Annotated in this window: 18 protein-coding genes and 1 tRNA gene; 4 read left to right on the top strand and 15 right to left on the bottom strand. The window is 63.4% G+C overall.

From position 1 onward, the window contains the following. Positions 1 to 3: 3 nt before the first annotated feature. The 8 genes from hscA to trmJ all read right to left on the bottom strand — a co-directional run bounded on the left by hscA (position 4) and on the right by trmJ (position 6,700). Positions 4 to 1,866 (bottom strand): Fe-S protein assembly chaperone HscA, encoded by a 1,863-nt coding sequence (hscA, locus tag QSV36_RS20305; protein WP_289133906.1) that lies wholly within the window; start codon positions 1,864 to 1,866, stop codon positions 4 to 6. Positions 1,867 to 1,908: 42 nt separating this feature from the next. Beyond that, the gene (gene hscB / locus QSV36_RS20300) at positions 1,909 to 2,430 is read right to left on the bottom strand and encodes a co-chaperone HscB (RefSeq protein WP_170028348.1); all 522 of its coding nucleotides are present in this window, start codon (positions 2,428 to 2,430) and stop codon (positions 1,909 to 1,911) included. An 8-nt stretch (positions 2,431 to 2,438) separates the two neighbouring features. Further along, on the bottom strand, positions 2,439 to 2,762 hold the full coding sequence (iscA, locus tag QSV36_RS20295; protein ID WP_170028347.1) for an iron-sulfur cluster assembly protein IscA: 324 nt from the start codon (positions 2,760 to 2,762) through the stop codon (positions 2,439 to 2,441). Positions 2,763 to 2,790: 28 nt separating this feature from the next. Continuing rightward, a complete protein-coding gene (gene iscU, locus QSV36_RS20290) occupies positions 2,791 to 3,177 on the bottom strand; it encodes a Fe-S cluster assembly scaffold IscU (RefSeq protein WP_003248539.1) in 387 nt (128 codons plus the stop codon). A 46-nt stretch (positions 3,178 to 3,223) separates the two neighbouring features. Next, the gene (locus tag QSV36_RS20285) at positions 3,224 to 4,438 is read right to left on the bottom strand and encodes an IscS subfamily cysteine desulfurase (RefSeq protein WP_289133905.1); all 1,215 of its coding nucleotides are present in this window, start codon (positions 4,436 to 4,438) and stop codon (positions 3,224 to 3,226) included. Positions 4,439 to 4,484: 46 nt separating this feature from the next. Beyond that, positions 4,485 to 4,976, bottom strand: coding sequence for a Fe-S cluster assembly transcriptional regulator IscR (gene iscR, locus QSV36_RS20280; RefSeq protein WP_051099959.1), 492 nt, complete (start codon positions 4,974 to 4,976; stop codon positions 4,485 to 4,487). Positions 4,977 to 5,155: 179 nt separating this feature from the next. Next, complete coding sequence (gene cysE / locus QSV36_RS20275) at positions 5,156 to 5,941, bottom strand: serine O-acetyltransferase (RefSeq protein ID WP_225780489.1); 786 nt, start codon at positions 5,939 to 5,941, stop codon at positions 5,156 to 5,158. A 3-nt stretch (positions 5,942 to 5,944) separates the two neighbouring features. Continuing rightward, positions 5,945 to 6,700, bottom strand: a complete 756-nt coding sequence (gene trmJ / locus QSV36_RS20270; RefSeq protein WP_289133904.1) for a tRNA (cytosine(32)/uridine(32)-2'-O)-methyltransferase TrmJ — start codon at positions 6,698 to 6,700, stop codon at positions 5,945 to 5,947. 151 nt (positions 6,701 to 6,851) lie between these two features. On the opposite strand from trmJ, the gene suhB reads away from it, so the two are divergent. Then, positions 6,852 to 7,670 carry a type III secretion system regulator SuhB gene (gene suhB / locus QSV36_RS20265; RefSeq protein ID WP_289133903.1) on the top strand — a complete coding sequence of 273 codons (819 nt, stop codon included), beginning with the start codon at positions 6,852 to 6,854 and terminating at the stop codon, positions 7,668 to 7,670. Between the two features lie 216 nt (positions 7,671 to 7,886). Here suhB and QSV36_RS20260 read toward each other — a convergent pair whose 3' ends face one another. The 6 genes from QSV36_RS20260 to queA form a co-directional block, all read right to left on the bottom strand. Further along, positions 7,887 to 8,429 (bottom strand): glycine zipper 2TM domain-containing protein, encoded by a 543-nt coding sequence (locus QSV36_RS20260; RefSeq protein ID WP_289133902.1) that lies wholly within the window; start codon positions 8,427 to 8,429, stop codon positions 7,887 to 7,889. A gap of 118 nt (positions 8,430 to 8,547) precedes the next feature. After that, positions 8,548 to 9,456: a protein translocase subunit SecF gene (gene secF, locus QSV36_RS20255; RefSeq protein ID WP_225780486.1), complete on the bottom strand. Its 909-nt coding sequence runs from the start codon at positions 9,454 to 9,456 to the stop codon at positions 8,548 to 8,550. Between the two features lie 10 nt (positions 9,457 to 9,466). After that, positions 9,467 to 11,329: a protein translocase subunit SecD gene (secD, locus tag QSV36_RS20250; RefSeq protein ID WP_289133901.1), complete on the bottom strand. Its 1,863-nt coding sequence runs from the start codon at positions 11,327 to 11,329 to the stop codon at positions 9,467 to 9,469. Positions 11,330 to 11,393: 64 nt separating this feature from the next. Next, positions 11,394 to 11,729, bottom strand: a complete 336-nt coding sequence (yajC, locus tag QSV36_RS20245; RefSeq protein WP_085623861.1) for a preprotein translocase subunit YajC — start codon at positions 11,727 to 11,729, stop codon at positions 11,394 to 11,396. 42 nt (positions 11,730 to 11,771) lie between these two features. Continuing rightward, a complete protein-coding gene (gene tgt, locus QSV36_RS20240) occupies positions 11,772 to 12,887 on the bottom strand; it encodes a tRNA guanosine(34) transglycosylase Tgt (RefSeq protein ID WP_161959640.1) in 1,116 nt (371 codons plus the stop codon). A 14-nt stretch (positions 12,888 to 12,901) separates the two neighbouring features. Further along, complete coding sequence (gene queA / locus QSV36_RS20235) at positions 12,902 to 13,951, bottom strand: tRNA preQ1(34) S-adenosylmethionine ribosyltransferase-isomerase QueA (RefSeq protein ID WP_289133900.1); 1,050 nt, start codon at positions 13,949 to 13,951, stop codon at positions 12,902 to 12,904. Positions 13,952 to 14,058: 107 nt separating this feature from the next. Between queA and QSV36_RS20230 the strand changes: the two genes are divergently transcribed. Next, a tRNA-Leu gene (locus QSV36_RS20230) sits at positions 14,059 to 14,143 on the top strand. Positions 14,144 to 14,246: 103 nt separating this feature from the next. On the opposite strand, the gene QSV36_RS20225 is transcribed toward QSV36_RS20230, so the two are convergent. Further along, positions 14,247 to 15,152, bottom strand: a complete 906-nt coding sequence (locus tag QSV36_RS20225; RefSeq protein WP_289133899.1) for a LysR family transcriptional regulator — start codon at positions 15,150 to 15,152, stop codon at positions 14,247 to 14,249. A gap of 107 nt (positions 15,153 to 15,259) precedes the next feature. On the opposite strand from QSV36_RS20225, the gene QSV36_RS20220 reads away from it, so the two are divergent. Together QSV36_RS20220 and QSV36_RS20215 are read left to right on the top strand one after the other, a co-directional pair. Next, positions 15,260 to 16,501, top strand: coding sequence for a D-amino acid dehydrogenase (locus QSV36_RS20220; RefSeq protein ID WP_289133898.1), 1,242 nt, complete (start codon positions 15,260 to 15,262; stop codon positions 16,499 to 16,501). Between the two features lie 27 nt (positions 16,502 to 16,528). Continuing rightward, complete coding sequence (locus tag QSV36_RS20215) at positions 16,529 to 16,879, top strand: RidA family protein (RefSeq protein WP_170028336.1); 351 nt, start codon at positions 16,529 to 16,531, stop codon at positions 16,877 to 16,879. Positions 16,880 to 16,897: the final 18 nt, after the last annotated feature.

Here is a 16,897-nt window from a genome sequence, read left to right as displayed (position 1 = left end):
CGGTTACTCCTCGATCTCATTCAGGTTGCGCCCGGCCAGTGCGGCTTTGACCGTCGAATCAAGGCGACGGGCGGCAAATGCGTCGGTCACCTGCGACAGACGCTTGGTCTGTTGCTCGATGGCTGCGCCATCGGTGCCGGCCAGCAAATCACGTAGTTCTTGCATCTGGAATTCGATGGCTTCGCGCTCGTCACTGCTGAGCAGGCGTTCGCCATCGGCGTCCAGGGCGCCCTGTACCGCTTCGAGCAGGCGCTCGGCGTCCACCTGGTGCTCACGCAACTGGCGGGCCTGCTTGTCGGAACCTGCATGTTCGAAGGAGTCCTTGAGCATGCGCGCGATTTCACCGTCGGTCAGGCCGTAGGACGGCTTGACCTGGATGCTGGCTTCCACGCCCGAACCCAGCTCACGGGCAGCGACACTGAGCAGGCCGTCGGCGTCGACCTGGAAAGTGACGCGGATCTTGGCCGCACCGGCGACCATGGCCGGAATGCCGCGCAGCTCGAAGCGCGCCAGCGAGCGGCAGTCGCTGATCAGCTCGCGCTCACCCTGCAGCACGTGGATCATCATGGCCGTCTGGCCGTCCTTGTAGGTGGTGAACTCCTGGGCACGCGCCACCGGAATGGTGGTATTGCGCGGGATCACCTTTTCCATCAGCCCGCCCATGGTCTCGAGACCAAGCGACAGCGGGATGACGTCGAGCAGCAGCAGCTCGCCACCCTCGCGGCGGTTGCCGGCCAGGGTATCGGCCTGGATCGCGGCACCGATGGCCACTACCTGGTCAGGGTCGATCGAGGTCAGCGGAGTGCGCCCGAACAAGGCGCCCACCGCTTCGCGCACACGCGGCACGCGGGTCGAGCCACCGACCATGACCACGGCGCTGACTTCTTCCAGCTCGATGCCGCTGTCACGCACGGCGCGGCGGCAGGCCTTGAGGCTGCGGGCCACCAGCGGTTCGATCATGGCTTCGAAACCGGCACGGCTGAGCTCGCCCTGCCAGGCGCCATGGCTGACGCTGACCACGTCAGCGTCGGTCAGGGCTTCCTTGGCGGCACAGGCGGTTTGCAGCAGTGCGCGCTGGGTGGCTGGGTCAAGGTCCGACGACAGGCCGGCCTGCTCGATGATCCAGCCGGCAATCGCGTGGTCGAAGTCGTCACCACCCAGGGCGGTATCGCCACCGGTGGCCAGTACTTCGAACACGCCGGCGGTCAGGCGCAGGATGGAAATATCGAAGGTGCCGCCACCCAGGTCATAGATGGCCACCACACCTTCGGCGTTCTGGTCCAGGCCATAGGCCACGGCAGCTGCGGTTGGCTCGTTGAGCAGGCGCAGCACATTGAGGCCGGCCAGCCGCGCAGCGTCTTTGGTGGCTTGGCGCTGGGCGTCATCGAAATAGGCCGGCACGGTGATAACCGCGCCTACCAGTTCACCGCCCAGAGTGGCTTCGGCACGCTCGCGCAGCACCTTGAGGATGTCGGCGGACACTTCAACCGGGCTCTTCGGCCCCTGCACGGTATCGATGAACGGCATGTGCGATTCACCGCCAACGAAGCGGTAGGGCAACTGCTCGCCCAGTTGCTTGACGTCGGCCAGGCCGCGCCCCATCAGGCGCTTGACCGACAGCACGGTGTTCAACGGGTCGCTGGAGGCAGCGTCACGCGCAGCTTGCCCCACCTCGTTGCGCCCTTCGAGGTAACGCACTGCGGACGGCAGAATGACGTTACCCTGCGCGTCGGGCAGGGGCTCGCTACGGCCGCTGCGCAGTGCGGCGACCAGGGAGTTGGTGGTACCCAGGTCGATCCCCACCGCCAGGCGGCGCTGATGCGGCTGAGGGCTTTGACCGGGTTCGGCAATCTGCAGTAGGGCCATGCTTATCTGAATACCTTAGGTGCCATCACGGGCAGCACCGGGTTAGTCGTCGAGGCGCTCTTCCAGTTGGCGCACTTCTTGGGCGAGCTTGTCGAGGAATTGCATGCGGCGCATCAGGCGCTCGGCCTTGTCGCGCTCACCCGGGGCGTCCCAGCAGGCGGCGAAATCCTCATTCAGCGTGTCCTGGGCGACCTTCAGGCGCTTCTTGAACACACCGACACCGTCAAGGTCGGCTTCGTCCTGCAGTTCTTCGAGCTCCTCGCGCCACTGCATCTGCTGCAACAGGAAGTCCGGGTCGTGGACCGTGACTTCCTGGGGCACTTCGTGGCCGCTGATGGCCAGCAGGTAGCGGGCGCGACGCGGCGCACTGCGCAGGGTCTGGTAGGCGTCGTTGAGGGCTGCGGACTTTTCCAGGGCTACGCGTTGCTCACGCTCGGAGGCGTCGGCAAAGCGGTCCGGATGGACTTCGCGGGCCAGCTCGCGATAGCGAGTGGCCAGCTTGTCGAGATCAAGACGGAAGCTTGGCTGGAGGTCAAACAATGCGAAATGACAAGGAGTACCCACAGCCAGCCTCAAACGTTGAAGCTTTCGCCGCAGCCACACTCACCGCGCACGTTGGGGTTGTTGAACTTGAAGCCTTCGTTCAACCCTTCCTTGACGAAGTCCAGCTCGGTGCCGTCGAGGTAGACCAGGCTCTTGGGATCGATGATCACCTTGACGCCATGGTTCTCGAACACCTGGTCTTCCTCCGCCAGTTCGTCGACGAACTCCAGCACGTAGGCCAGGCCCGAGCAACCGGTGGTGCGCACGCCCAGGCGAATACCTTCACCCTTGCCGCGCCCTTCCAGGGAACGCCGCACGTGGTTGGCGGCGGCTTCTGTCATGCTGATAGCCATCTGGACTCCTTACCTCGCAACAGGCGACTTAGATCAAGCCTTTCTTCTGCTTGTAATCGCGTACCGCTGCCTTGATGGCATCTTCGGCGAGTACCGAGCAGTGGATCTTGACCGGCGGCAACGCCAGTTCTTCGGCCAGCTGAGTGTTCTTGATGGTTTCGGCTTCGTCCAGGGTCTTGCCCTTCATCCACTCGGTGGCGAGGGAGCTGGACGCGATGGCCGAACCGCAGCCGTAGGTCTTGAACTTGGCGTCTTCGATCACGCCCTGTTCGTTGACCTTGATCTGCAGGCGCATCACGTCACCGCAGGCCGGGGCGCCGACCATGCCGGTGCCGACGTCCGGATCCTCGGCGTTCATCTTGCCGACGTTGCGCGGGTTTTCGTAGTGGTCGATGACCTTTTCACTGTATGCCATGGTGCAATTCCTTCCTCATCAGGGAGCCGCTCTTGCCAGCGACTGCTTAGTGGGCGGCCCACTCGATCTTGGAGATGTCAACGCCGTCTTTGTACATATCCCACAGCGGCGACAGCTCACGCAGTTTGTTCACCGCCTCGCAGACTTTCTGCGCGGCGTAGTCGACTTCTTCTTCAGTGGTGAAACGGCCGAAGGAGAAGCGGATCGAGCTGTGCGCCAGCTCGTCGTTGCGGCCCAGGGCGCGCAGTACGTACGATGGCTCGAGCGACGCGGAGGTGCACGCCGAACCGGACGATACGGCGATGTCCTTCAGCGACATCAGCAGCGATTCGCCTTCGACGTAGTTGAAGCTCAGGTTCAGGTTGTGCGGCACGCGGGCGGTCTGGCTGCCGTTGACGTACAGCTCTTCAAGGTTGGAAACCTGCTTGAAGAAGCGCTCGCTCAGGGCCTTGATGCGCACGTTTTCCGCAGCCATTTCCTGCTTGGCGATGGCGAAGGCTTCGCCCATGCCGACGATCTGGTGGGTCGGCAGGGTGCCCGAACGCATGCCGCGCTCATGGCCACCGCCGTGGATGATGGCTTCCAGGCGCACACGCGGCTTGCGGCTGACATACAGCGCGCCAATGCCTTTAGGGCCGTAGACCTTGTGTGCCGAGAACGACATCAGGTCGACCTTGAGCTTCTGCAGGTCGATTTCGACCTTGCCGGCCGACTGCGCGGCATCGACGTGGAACAGCACGCCGCGCGAGCGGGTCAGTTCGCCGATGGCGGCGATGTCGTTGATCGAGCCGACTTCGTTGTTCACGTGCATCAGCGAGACCAGGATGGTGTCGTCACGCAGCGCCGCCTCGACCATGGCCGGGGTGACGATGCCGTCTTCGCCCGGCTCCAGGTAGGTGACTTCGAACCCTTCACGCTCCAGCTGGCGAGCGGTGTCCAGGACCGCCTTGTGCTCGATCTTGGAGGTGATGATGTGCTTGCCCTTGGTCTGATAGAAGTGCGCGACACCTTTCAGTGCGAGGTTGTCGGACTCGGTGGCACCGCTGGTCCAGACGATTTCGCGCGGATCGGCATTGATCAGTTCGGCCACCTGACGGCGACCGTTCTCGACCGCTTCCTCGGCCTTCCAGCCGAAGACGTGGGAGCGCGAAGCCGGGTTACCGAAGTTCCCGTCGACCAGCAGGCAGTCGGCCATCTTCTGAGCCACGCGTGGGTCGACCGGGGTGGTCGCGGAGTAATCGAGGTAGATCGGCAACTTCATTTGTCTCTCCTATCAGGCGGTGGCGTCGCTCGTCGTCCCAACGGGATCAATCGACGGCGGACGTCTCAATCTTGTCCAGCTGGGCGGCTCGGCCTGCGACACGTCGCAGGTCCTGGCGCTGGGCGACTTCCTGCACCTCACGGCGCATGACGAGGTCGGCCAGGCTGATGCCGCTGAGGAATTCATGGATCTGCTGGCTGAGGTCGCACCACAGGTGGTGGGTCAGGCAGGTATCACCGGCATGGCAGTCCCCGAGGCCCTGGCAGCGGGTGGCATCGACCGATTCGTTGACCGCATCGATGACCTGGGCCACCTGGATGGTTTCCATGCCCCGCGACAGCTGGTAGCCACCGCCTGGACCGCGCACGCTGGAAACCAGGCTGCTGCGGCGCAGCTTGGCGAACAGCTGTTCCAGATAAGAAAGGGAAATGCCCTGGCGCTCGGAAATGTCGGCCAAAGACACCGGCCCATGCTGCGCGTGCAACGCCAGGTCGAGCATGGCGGTCACGGCGTATCGGCCTTTGGTAGTCAGTCGCATGGCTATTGGGTACCACGGGAGTTTCGGGATGTGTGCGAGTATGCGATTCCCGAGCATTTAAGTCAACTATTAGACCTAGTGCTTTAGTCGGGTTTGCATCGGGGAGGCGGGCGCGAGTGTAGCAGACCAGGGGCGTGAGCACACGCCCCGTATGTCACAGCACCGCGGACACGGCGCAATCAATGCGGCTGGGTGTCGCGCTGGGCCACCTGGGCGACATCATTGAAGTCATCTTCCGGCAGGGCGGGCAGTTCCTTGGCGCAATAGTCGCTGCCCATCTTGGTCAGGGCACCGCACATCCCCTCAAGCCGCTCGTCGACCGCTTGCAGGTGATCGAGCATCTGGCCGATGGCACGGGCCACCGGATCGGGCATGTCACCGCTGACACCGTAGGCATCGAAACCGATCTTCTCGGCCATGGCCTTGCGCTTGGCCTCGACTTCAGTGTCTTCGCTCTTGACAATGATCCGCCCCGGGATCCCCACCGCCGTGGCACCCGCCGGCACCGCCTTGGTCACTACTGCATTGGAGCCGATCTTGGCCCCGGCGCCGACGGTGAACGGGCCCAGTACCTTGGCCCCCGCCCCTACCACAACGCCGTTTTCCAGGGTGGGGTGGCGCTTGCCCTTGTTCCAGCTGGTGCCGCCCAGGGTCACCCCCTGATACAAGGTGACATCATCGCCGATCTCGGCGGTTTCACCGATGACGATGCCCATGCCATGGTCAATGAAGAAGCGTCGACCGATGGTGGCGCCGGGGTGGATCTCGATGCCGGTCAGCCAGCGCCCGAAGTTCGACACCAGGCGGGCCAGCCATTTGAAATCACGCCGCCACAGGGCATGGCCCAGTCGATGCAGCCAGATGGCGTGCATGCCGGGGTAGCACGTCAGTACCTCGAAGGCGTTGCGCGCAGCCGGGTCACGGTGGAATACGCTTTGAATATCTTCACGCAGGCGTTCGAACATCTGTCAGTCCTTCCGTTTATGCGGCTCGCCCCGGACCACTTTCTGGGTCTCGGTGAGGATGCCGCGCAAAATGCTCATTTCCGAACGTTCGACCACGACCCGCCCATACAGCCGGCGCAGGCGCGGCATCAGGTGCTTGGGCTTTTCGGGGTCGAGGAAGCCGATACCGACCAGGGTCTTCTCCAGGTGGTCGTAGAACAACTCCATTTCGTCCATGGTCGCCAGCTCGCTGGCGTCAACCTTCTCGACCTTGCCCGGGGCTTCACCGGCCGCCAGCCAGGCCATGCGCACCTCGTAGGCGAGCACCTGGACAGCCGCAGCCAGGTTCAGCGAGCTGAAGTCGGGGTTGGAGGGAATGTGCACGTGGAAGTGACATCGCTGCAGTTCTTCGTTGGTCAGGCCGGCGTGCTCGCGCCCGAACACCAGGGCGATCTCCTCGCCGCCGTTGGCATGCTCCACCGCCTTGGCTCCGCATTCACGCGGACCGATCAGCGGCCAGGGAATGCTCCGCTCGCGGGCGCTGGTACCCATCACCAGGTTGCAGCCGACCAGCGCCTGCTCCAGGCTGTCGACCACCTGGGCGTTGTCCAGCACATCATCGGCCCCCGAGGCTCGGGCGCTTGCATCCACGGCGGGAAACTCTTTCGGCTGCACCAGCACCAGACGCGACAAGCCCATGTTTTTCATGGCACGCGCAGCGCCGCCGATGTTGCCGGGGTGGCTGGTATTGACCAGAACAACACGAATATTTTGCAGCAAGGTGTTGTGCTCACAGATGCAGGAATCAGGGCTTCCGATCTTACAGAACCGACAGACGTAACGCCACGAAAGCAAATGTCACACTTCTGCCTGCAAAGTTTTCTGCTAGAATGATCGGCTTTCTTCTTTAACATCTCCAGGTGACCCGCCCATGCAGCCTATGCTGAATATCGCCCTGCGCGCCGCTCGCAGCGCCAGTGAACTGATTTTCCGCTCCATCGAACGCCTGGATAGCATCAAGGTCGATGAGAAAGAGGCCAAGGACTACGTTTCCGAAGTCGATCGCGCCGCCGAGCAGAGCATCGTCAACGCCCTGCGCAAGGCCTACCCGAACCACTCCATCCAGGGCGAGGAAACCGGCCTGCACGCGGGCAGCGGCGAAGAAGGCAAGGACTACCTGTGGATCATCGACCCGCTGGACGGCACCACCAACTTCCTGCGTGGCATCCCGCACTTCGCGGTCAGCATCGCCTGCAAATACCGTGGCCGGCTTGAGCACGCCGTGGTCGTCGACCCGGTTCGCCAGGAAGAATTCACCGCCAGCCGTGGCCGTGGCGCCCAGCTCAATGGCCGCCGCCTGCGCGTCAGCTCGCGCACCAGCCTGGAAGGCGCCCTGCTGGGCACCGGTTTCCCGTTCCGTGACAGCCAGATGGCCGAGCTGGACAACTACCTGGGGATGTTCCGCGCATTGACCGGCCAGACCGCCGGCATCCGCCGCGCCGGCTCCACCAGCCTGGACCTGGCCTATGTGGCTGCCGGCCGTTTCGACGCCTTCTGGGAGTCGGGCCTGTCCGAATGGGACATGGCAGCCGGCGTACTGCTGATCCAGGAAGCGGGCGGCCTGGTCAGCGACTTCAACGGGGGCCATGACTTCCTCGAGAAAGGCCATATCGTTGCGGGCAACATCAAGTGCTTCAAGGCCGTGCTGACTGCCATCCAGCCGCACCTGCCAGAAAGCATGAAGCGCTAAGCGCGGATTGCGAGCAAAAAGAAAGCACCCCTTGGGGTGCTTTTTTTTGCCTGTCGAAGCCATGCGCAATCTGCTTCTTGTGGGAGCGGCCTTGCGCCGCGAAAGGGCTGCAAAGCAGCCCCGGCGACCTCCAATGGCTCACAGCCCCCGGGGCCGCTACGCGCCCCTTTCGCGACGCAACGCCGCTCCCACATCAAAAGCAGGCCGCATGCGCCCTTACTGCGCGGCTTCGCTGAGGATCAGCTTGCCATTCTTGTCCACCGGAATGGTCGAACCAGGTTCGTGATCCATCTTCACCTGCCCTACCTGGTCACCAATGGTGTACTTCACGTTGTAGCCCACCACCTTCTCGCTGACGTCATTGACCGTGTTGCAGCGGGTTTGCGTAGTGGTGTAGGTATCACGCTCCTGCATGCCTTCCTGCACCTTGTTACCGGCATAACCGCCACCGACCGCACCGGCCACGGTGGCAATCTTCTTGCCGGTACCACCGCCGATCTGGTTCCCCAGCAGGCCACCGGCGATGGCACCTACCACGGTACCGGCGATCTGGTGCTGGTCCTTGACCGGCGCCTGACGCGTCACGGTGACGTCCTTGCAGACCTCACGCGGGGTTTTTACCTGTTGTTTGATCGGTTGCACGTCGGTGACCTGCGCATATTCAGGCCCCTTGTTGACCAAGCTGTAGGTCGCGACAGCACCTCCGGCAGTCACACCGACAGCACCCAGTACCGCACCTACCAGCATTGATTTGTTCACATGAACCTCCTGACCATACCCGCGGGTCCGACCCGCCTTCTCCCAGCCTTGGAGTAAAAAAAAAGGCGCAAGTTCAACACTTGCGCCTTTCGGGCCGCCAGGCGGCATGCAACCTGCCTTATGGACGGTCGTCGACACCGTCGGTCTTGGCCGGCGGGATCAGGTCTTCACTGCTCAGGTTCAGCCAGATCAGCACCACGTTGGCGATGTAGATCGACGAGTAGGTACCGGCCATGACACCGATGAACAGGGCCAGCGAGAAGCCGAACAGGTTGTCGCCGCCAAAGAACAGCAATGCGGCGATGGCCAGCAAGGTCGAAACCGAGGTGGCGATGGTCCGCAGCAGGGTCTGCGTGGTGGAGACGTTGATGTTCTCGATCAGCGAGGCCTTGCGCATGACACGGAAGTTCTCGCGCACCCGGTCGAACACGACGATGGTGTCGTTCAACGAGTAACCGATGATCGCCAGCACCGCAGCCAGCACGGTCAGGTCGAAGGTGATCTGGAAGAACGACAGGATACCCAGGGTCACCACCACGTCGTGGATCAACGAGACAATCGCACCCACGGCGAACTTCCACTGGAAGCGGAAGGCCAGGTAGATAAGGATGCCGCCCAGGGCCAGGAGCATGCCCATACCACCCTGGTCGCGCAGTTCCTCACCCACTTGCGGGCCGACGAACTCGACCCGCTTGACCGTGGCAGGGTTGTCGCCGCCAGCCTTCTGCAGGGCTTCGGCCACTTTGTTGCCCAACTGTGGGTCATCGCCAGGCATGCGCACCAGCAGGTCGGTGGTGGCGCCGAAGCTCTGCACCACCGCCTCGTGGAAGCCGGAGCTGACCAGCTCGCTACGCACCGCCTGGAGGTCGGCGGGGCGTTCGTAGGTCAGCTCGATCAGCGTACCGCCGGTAAAGTCGAGGCCGAAGTTCAGGCCCTTCTGCCACCAGCTGAACAGCGCCAGCACGGTGAGGAGCACGGTGATGGCGAACGCGACATTGCGCACGCCCATGAAATTGATGGTTTTCATCGCAGCTCCCTCAAACCCACAGCTTCTTGATGTCACGCCCGCCGCAGGTCAGGTTGACCATTGCGCGGGTCACCATGACGGCGGTGAACATCGAGGTGAAAATCCCGAGGGACATGGTGACCGCAAAGCCCTTGACCGGGCCGGTACCCATGGCGAACAGGATGCCGCCGACCAGCAGGCTGGTCAGGTTGGCGTCGATGATCGCGGTGTAGGCGCGGTTGAAGCCTTCATGAATGGCGCGTTGCACCGACATGCCAGCGTTCAGCTCTTCGCGGATACGCGAGAAGATCAGCACGTTGGCGTCCACCGCCATACCCATGGTCAGCACGATACCGGCGATACCTGGCAGGGTCAGGGTGGCACCCAGCAGCGACATCAGCGCCAGCAGCAGGACCATGTTGCCCGCCAGGGCGACGGTGGCGATCACGCCGAAGCCGCGGTAGATGGCGATGATGAACAGCGAGACGAACAGCATGCCCCACAGCGACGCATCGATACCCTTGGTGATGTTGTCGGCACCCAGGCTTGGGCCGATGGTACGCTCTTCAGCGAAGTACATCGGCGCGGCCAGGCCACCGGCACGCAGCAGCAGGGCCAGCTCGGACGATTCGCCCTGGCCGTTCAGGCCGGTGATGCGGAACTGGCTGCCCAGCGGCGACTGGATGGTCGCCAGGCTGATGATCTTCTTCTCTTCCTGGAAGCTCTGTACGGCAACGTCCTTCTCGACGCCGTCGACGGTTTGCTTGACGTAGCGGGTGATCGGCTTCTGCTCGATGAAAATCACCGCCATGCTGCGGCCGACATTGCTGCGGGTAGCGCGGCTCATGAGCTCGCCACCATGGCCATCGAGGCGGATGTTCACCTGCGGGCGGCCGTGCTCGTCGAAGCTGGCCTGGGCGTCGGTCACCTGGTCACCGGTGATGATCAGGCCGCGCTCGACCGCGGCGGAGCGGCCGCCTTCACGGAACTCGAACACTTCGGTGGTGGCCTTGGATGCACCCGGCTCGGCACCGAAGCGGAACTCCAGGTTGGCGGTCTTGCCGAGGATGCGCTTGGCTTCGGCAGTGTCCTGCACGCCTGGCAGCTCGACCACGATGCGGTTGGCGCCCTGGCGCTGTACCAGCGGCTCGGCCACGCCCAGCTCGTTGACCCGGTTGCGCACGGTGGTGAGGTTCTGCTTGATCGAGTATTCGCGGATCTCGGCGACTTTCGCCTGGGTCAGCGCCAGACGCAGCACGGCGAGCTCGTTGCGCTCGGTGGTGGTCAGGTCGAAATCATTGAAATTCTTGCGAATCAGGGCACGTGCCTGCTCGCGGGTGGCATCGTCAGCGAAGCCCAGCATGATGCCGCCATCCTGCTGAGGCAGGCTGCGGTAGCGGACGCGCTCTTTGCGCAGCAAGGTCTTGACCTCGCCTTCGTAGACTTTCATACGCGCGCTCATGGCCTTGTCCATGTCCACTTCCAGCAGGAAGTGCACACCACCGGACAGGTCCAGGCCCAGCTTCATCGGGCTGGCGCCCAGGTTCCGCAGCCATTGCGGGGTGGTCTGGGCCAGGTTCAGGGCCACGACATAGTCATCGCCGAGTGCCTTGCGCACGACATCCTTGGCTGGCAGCTGGTCTTCCTGACTGGTCAGGCGGATCAGCCCGCTGCCCTTTTCACCCAGGCTCGCGCCCTTGACGGCGATCTTGGCATCGACCAGCGCCTTGCTGACGCGATCGAGGTCGGCCTGGCTCACGTGCAGCGCCGAGCTGGCACCGCTGATCTGTACCGCCGGATCATCCGGGTAGAGGTTGGGAGCGGAATAAATAAAACCGATCGCCAGTACCAGCACGATCAGTGCGTATTTCCACAGAGGGTATTTGTTCAGCATCACGCCGCCCGTTCAAGACGCGGGGCGCTTTGCGCGCCCCGACTGGAAAAATGAAACCGGTAACTCAGATAGCCTTGAGCGTACCTTTTGGCAGGGTGGCCGCAATGGCACCCTTCTGGAACTTCAGCTCGACGCTGTCGGAAACTTCCAGGACCACGAAATCATCGGAAACCTTGACGATCTTGCCGGCGATGCCGCCATTGGTGACAACTTCGTCACCCTTTTGCAAGTTGCTCAGCAGGTTCTTCTGCTCTTTGGCGCGCTTGGCCTGCGGGCGCCAGATCATCAGGTAGAAGATGACCAGGAAACCGACCAGGAAAATCCACTCGAAGCCGGTACCGGCTGGGCCGGCGGCGGGTGCTGCGGCGTCCGCGTATGCGGCGGGGATCAAGAAGCTCATTGGGCACTCCTAATGTAATTTTCTAATAATGGATGCGGACAGTCAGTCCAAGGGCGGTACCGGAAGCCCGCGCTTGGCGTAGAAGGCGTCGACAAAGGCGGCCAATTTACCCTGTTGAATAGCCTCGCGTAAACCGGCCATCAAGCGCTGGTAATGGCGCAAGTTGTGGATGGTATTCAGCATGCTGCTCAGCATTTCGCCGCACTTGTCCAGGTGATGGAGATAGGCGCGGGAGAAGTTGCTGCAGGTATAGCAATCACAGGTCGGATCCAGCGGCGAATCATCGTGGCGATGGAACGCGTTGCGGATCTTGATCACCCCGGTATCGACGAACAGATGGCCGTTGCGCGCGTTACGCGTAGGCATCACGCAGTCGAACATATCGACGCCGCGGCGCACACCCTCAACGAGATCTTCCGGTTTGCCTACCCCCATAAGGTAACGAGGTTTGTCAGCAGGCATCTGGCCCGGCAGGTAGTCCAGCACCTTGATCATTTCGTGCTTGGGTTCGCCGACCGACAGGCCGCCGATGGCCAGGCCGTCGAAACCGATGTTTTCCAGGCCTTCCAACGAGCGCATGCGCAGGTCCTGGTACATGCCGCCCTGGACGATACCGAACAGCGCCGCAGTGTTGTCGGCATGAGCGTTCTTCGAGCGCTGGGCCCAACGCAGCGACAGCTCCATGGAGGCGCGCGCCACATCATGCTCGGCCGGGTACGGGGTGCACTCGTCGAAGATCATCACCACATCCGAGCCCAGGTCGCGCTGCACCTGCATCGACTCTTCCGGGCCCATGAACACCTTGGCGCCATCAACCGGCGAGGCGAAGGTCACGCCCTCTTCCTTGATCTTGCGCATGGCGCCCAGGCTGAACACCTGGAAGCCACCGGAGTCGGTGAGGATCGGGCCTTTCCACTGCATGAAGTCGTGCAGGCCGTTGTGCTTCTTGATCACCTCGGTGCCTGGGCGCAGCCACAGGTGGAAGGTGTTGCCCAGGATCATCTCGGCGCCGATGGCCTCGATATCGCGCGGCAGCATGCCCTTGACCGTGCCATAGGTGCCGACCGGCATGAAGGCCGGGGTTTCCACGGTGCCACGTGGGAAGGTGATGCGGCCACGACGGGCCTTGCCGTCGGTGGCCAGCAGTTCGAAGGACATTCGACAGGTGCGACTCATGCTTGATCCTCGGGCCCGCGTGGCGCCGGATTGCGGGTGATGAACATGGCATCACCGTAACTGAAGAAGCGGTACCCCTGTTCCACCGCCGCGGCATAGGCGGCCATGGTCTCGGGGTAGCCGGCGAAGGCCGAGACCAGCATCAGCAGCGTGGACTCCGGCAGGTGGAAGTTGGTGACCAGGGCGTCGACCACATGGAACGGCCGGCCCGGGTAGATGAAGATGTCGGTGTCGCCGCTGAAGGCCTTGAGCACGCCGTCGCGCGCGGCGCTTTCCAGCGAACGCACGCTGGTGGTGCCAACCGCGATCACCCGGCCGCCACGGGCGCGGCAGGCGTCGATGGCATCCACCACATCCTGGCTCACTTCAAGCCACTCTTTATGCATGTGGTGGTCTTCGATCTTGTCGACCCGCACCGGCTGGAAGGTACCTGCGCCCACGTGCAGGGTGACGAAGGCGCGCTCGACGCCCTTGGCGGCGATCTTCTCCAGCAGCGCCTCGTCGAAGTGCAGGCCCGCCGTCGGCGCGGCGACCGCACCGGCGCGTTCGGCGTACACGGTCTGGTAGCGCTCGCGGTCGGCGCCCTCGTCCGGGCGGTCGATATAGGGCGGCAGCGGCATGTGGCCGACGCGGTCGAGCAGCGGCAGCACCTCTTCGCTGAAGCGCAGCTCGAACAGCGTGTCATGGCGCGCGACCATTTCCGCCTCGCCACCGCCATCAATGAGGATTACCGCGCCTTCTTTCGGCGCCTTGCTGGCACGCACATGGGCCAGCACCCGGTGGCTGTCGAGCACGCGTTCGACCAGCACTTCCAGCTTGCCGCCAGAAGCCTTCTGGCCGAACAGGCGCGCCGGGATCACCCGGGTGTTGTTGAACACCATCAGGTCGCCCGGGCGCAGGTACTCGAGCAAGTCGGGGAATTGCCGGTGCGCCAGCGCACCGGTTGGCCCATCGAGCACCAGCAGACGGCTGCCATGGCGCTCGGCCAACGGGTGGCGGGCGATCAGGGAATCAGGGAGTTCGAAGGAAAAATCGGCGACGCGCATGATGATGTTCGGTTCGGCAGGGCCGGGAAGTTTAGCCCAATGTGTGAAAATTGACCATGAAAGCCGATTGACCGACCAGCGGAGCCTCTCTATACTGCGCGCCACAAGCCCTGATGGCGGAATTGGTAGACGCGGCGGATTCAAAATCCGTTTTCGAAAGGAGTGGGAGTTCGAGTCTCCCTCGGGGCACCATCACATCGTTCCAAGCGGTCCCTAGTAGACCCGGAACAGCAGAGAAACCGGCCACTGAGCCGGTTTTTTTGTGTCTATCGGTTCTCGATCACCCGGTTTTCAATCAACGCCAACGGTCCAGCTGCCCCTGGGCACGGCTGCTGAAGATGGCCAGCAGCTCGCTCAGGGTATGCGCTGACGGCTCGGCAGCGCGGGTCACCGCATACAAGGTGATCGGCAATGCCGGGGCCAGCGGACGAATCGTGGTCGCCCCAGGCGCTGCACCAAGCGCGGTGAACGGGTCAATGACCGCCAGCCCGGCGCCGGATTCAACCATCGCCCTGGCCAGCGAATAGGTCTGCACCGCGATGCTCACCCGTGGCGGTGGCTCGACTGCCTTCAGGTAGTTGTCGAGGCGGGCCGACAGCGGGTCGGCACTGCTCAGGCCGATCAAGGGCGCATCGGCCAGGGCCGTCAATGGCAGCGGCTTGCCTTCATCCGCGGGCGGCCAATAACCTGCCGGCGCCAACGCCACCAGCACCCCGCTGGCCAGTGCTTGGGCCTTCAGCGCAGGGTGTTCGGGCTGTTGCAGGGTCAGGGCGACATCGATCTCACGCATCAGCAGGTTCTGCACCAGTTCGCGGCTGTGGGCGCTGGACAGTTCACAGGCGATGTCCGGATAACGCTGGGTCCACTCGTGAATCGCCGGCGGCACCAGCGACAGGGCCAACGCCGGGGTCGCACCGATGCGCAGGCTGTGGCCCGGCTCGCGACGCAGGCTTTGCGCCAGGCGGCGCACCCCTTGCAGGCTCTCCGTGACCTTGTCGACCTCACGCTCCAGCTCCAGCGCCTCGGGCGTCGGCTGCAGCTTGCCGCGCACTCGCAGAAACAACGGGAAGCCCAACTGCTGCTCGGCGTGTTGCAGCACCTTGGTCACGGCAGGCTGGGACACGTGCAGCAACTGCGCGGCACCGCTGACCGAGCCGGTCTGGCGGATGGCCTGGAAAATCTCGATATGGCGAAGGCGCATGGCAAGCCTATAACCTTTGTTTATGGCTCAGTGATCTTTATTCATTTTTCGCCGCCTGTCACCTGACCCTAACCTCAGGCTTGTTCCAACCACGAACAAGGACTGACATGGCAAAGCATGTATGCATCATCGGCGGTGGCGTGATTGGCCTGGCAACGGCTTACGCACTGGTGCGCGACGGCGTTGAGGTGACGCTGGTCGAGGCTCGCGATTCGCTGGGCAGTGAAACCAGCTTCGCCAACGGCGGCCAGTTGTCCTATCGCTACGTGGCGCCGCTGGCCGATGCCGGTGTGCCGTTGCAGGCCATTGGCTGGATGCTGCGCGGTGACTCACCGCTGAGATTGCGCCCACGCTTCGATCCTGCACAGTGGCGTTGGATGGCCGCGTTCCTCGCTGCTTGCCGCGCCTCGGTCAACCGCGCCAATGCAGGCCATCTGTTGCGCCTGGCGCTGTTGAGCCAGTCGACCTTGCAGGCCTGGCGTGAAGAGGATGGCCTGAGTGGTTTCAACTGGCGGCGCAACGGCAAGCTGGTCACCTTTCGCCAGGCCAGCAGCTTCGCACACGCACGCAACAACCTTGCCGCGCCTCAGCAACAACAGGTGCTGTCGCACGCCGACTGCGCCCGCCTGGACCCGGCGCTGGCGGAGGCGCCCTTTGTCGGCGCCGTCTATACACCGGATGAAGAAGTCGGTGATTGCCACGCGTTCTGCCAGCAACTGGCGGCGCGCTTGCGGGCGTCGGGACGTTGCCAGTTCCGCCTGGGCCAGGCCGTCTCCGGCATTCGCCATGCGCATGGTGCGGTAAGTGCGATCGAACTCGGTGACGATGTGCTGCCGGTGGAGCACCTGGTGGTTGCTGCCGGTCATCGCAGTGCCTTGCTGGCACTGCCGGGTGTCGACCTGCCACTGTACCCGCTCAAGGGTTACAGCCTGACCGTACCGATCGGCAGCCAGCACCGGGCGCCAGACCTGAGCATCACCGATTACGACCGCAAGATCGTCTACGCGCGGATTGGCGAGCAGTTGCGGGTGGCGGCGATGGTCGACATCGTCGGTTTCGACCCGTCGCTGGACCCCAAGCGCCTGGCCCTGCTCAAACGCCAGGCCCGCGAAACCTTCGCCAATGCCGGCGACTACGACTACGCCATCGAATGGGCCGGCATGCGTCCGGCGACCCCTAGCGGCGTACCGCTGCTGGGCGCAACGGCGTATCGCAACCTGTGGCTGAACCTTGGCCATGGTGCGCTGGGCTTCACCCTGGCCTGCGCCAGCGCACGCCTGCTCAGCGAACTGATCGGCCAGCGCCGCCCCGCCATCGACCTGCACGGTTTTACGCCCCGTGCGGCCTGAACCCCAACCCTCTGAAGGACTACCGCAATGATCATTGAGCGCATCCAGCCCAACCCACGCTTGTCCGCCGCCGTCACCTATGGCGACCTGGTGTTTCTCTCCGGCCAGGTGCCGGGTGATGCCAGCGATGCCACCGGCCAGACTGCCCAGGTACTGGAAAAAATCGACGCATTGCTGGCCGAGGCTGGCAGCGACAAAGACCATCTGCTCAGCGCGACCATCTACCTGAAGGACATCGGCAGGGATTTCGCCGCGATGAATGACGTCTGGTCCGCCTGGTTGTCGCCCGGCCAGGCGCCCAGCCGCACCACCTTGCAGGCCGAACTGGCACGCCCGCAGGTGCTGGTGGAAATATCCGTGGTCGCGGCACGCCGCTGACCACCCCTTACCCACAAC

Origin of the sequence: Pseudomonas sp. BCRC 81390, from assembly GCF_030341915.1 — a bacterium.
In the GTDB taxonomy this organism is placed as follows: Bacteria; Pseudomonadota; Gammaproteobacteria; order Pseudomonadales; family Pseudomonadaceae; genus Aquipseudomonas.
Note: the sequence above shows the minus strand (reverse complement) of the source record. Positions and strands in the feature narration are given on the sequence as shown.

Excerpts from the sequence above, each read along its gene's own strand:
- hscA (WP_289133906.1), bottom strand. The coding sequence starts at position 1,866 with ATGGCCCTACTGCAGATTGCCGAACCCGGTCAAAGCCCTCAGCCGCAT.
- iscA (WP_170028347.1), bottom strand. The coding sequence starts at position 2,762 with ATGGCTATCAGCATGACAGAAGCCGCCGCCAACCACGTGCGGCGTTCC.
- iscU (WP_003248539.1), bottom strand. The coding sequence starts at position 3,177 with ATGGCATACAGTGAAAAGGTCATCGACCACTACGAAAACCCGCGCAAC.
- QSV36_RS20285 (WP_289133905.1), bottom strand. The coding sequence starts at position 4,438 with ATGAAGTTGCCGATCTACCTCGATTACTCCGCGACCACCCCGGTCGAC.
- iscR (WP_051099959.1), bottom strand. The coding sequence starts at position 4,976 with ATGCGACTGACTACCAAAGGCCGATACGCCGTGACCGCCATGCTCGAC.
- cysE (WP_225780489.1), bottom strand. The coding sequence starts at position 5,941 with ATGTTCGAACGCCTGCGTGAAGATATTCAAAGCGTATTCCACCGTGAC.
- suhB (WP_289133903.1), top strand. The coding sequence starts at position 6,852 with ATGCAGCCTATGCTGAATATCGCCCTGCGCGCCGCTCGCAGCGCCAGT.
- secF (WP_225780486.1), bottom strand. The coding sequence starts at position 9,456 with ATGAAAACCATCAATTTCATGGGCGTGCGCAATGTCGCGTTCGCCATC.
- secD (WP_289133901.1), bottom strand. The coding sequence starts at position 11,329 with ATGCTGAACAAATACCCTCTGTGGAAATACGCACTGATCGTGCTGGTA.
- yajC (WP_085623861.1), bottom strand. The coding sequence starts at position 11,729 with ATGAGCTTCTTGATCCCCGCCGCATACGCGGACGCCGCAGCACCCGCC.
- tgt (WP_161959640.1), bottom strand. The coding sequence starts at position 12,887 with ATGTCCTTCGAACTGCTGGCCACCGACGGCAAGGCCCGTCGTGGCCGC.
- queA (WP_289133900.1), bottom strand. The coding sequence starts at position 13,951 with ATGCGCGTCGCCGATTTTTCCTTCGAACTCCCTGATTCCCTGATCGCC.
- QSV36_RS20225 (WP_289133899.1), bottom strand. The coding sequence starts at position 15,152 with ATGCGCCTTCGCCATATCGAGATTTTCCAGGCCATCCGCCAGACCGGC.
- QSV36_RS20220 (WP_289133898.1), top strand. The coding sequence starts at position 15,260 with ATGGCAAAGCATGTATGCATCATCGGCGGTGGCGTGATTGGCCTGGCA.
- QSV36_RS20215 (WP_170028336.1), top strand. The coding sequence starts at position 16,529 with ATGATCATTGAGCGCATCCAGCCCAACCCACGCTTGTCCGCCGCCGTC.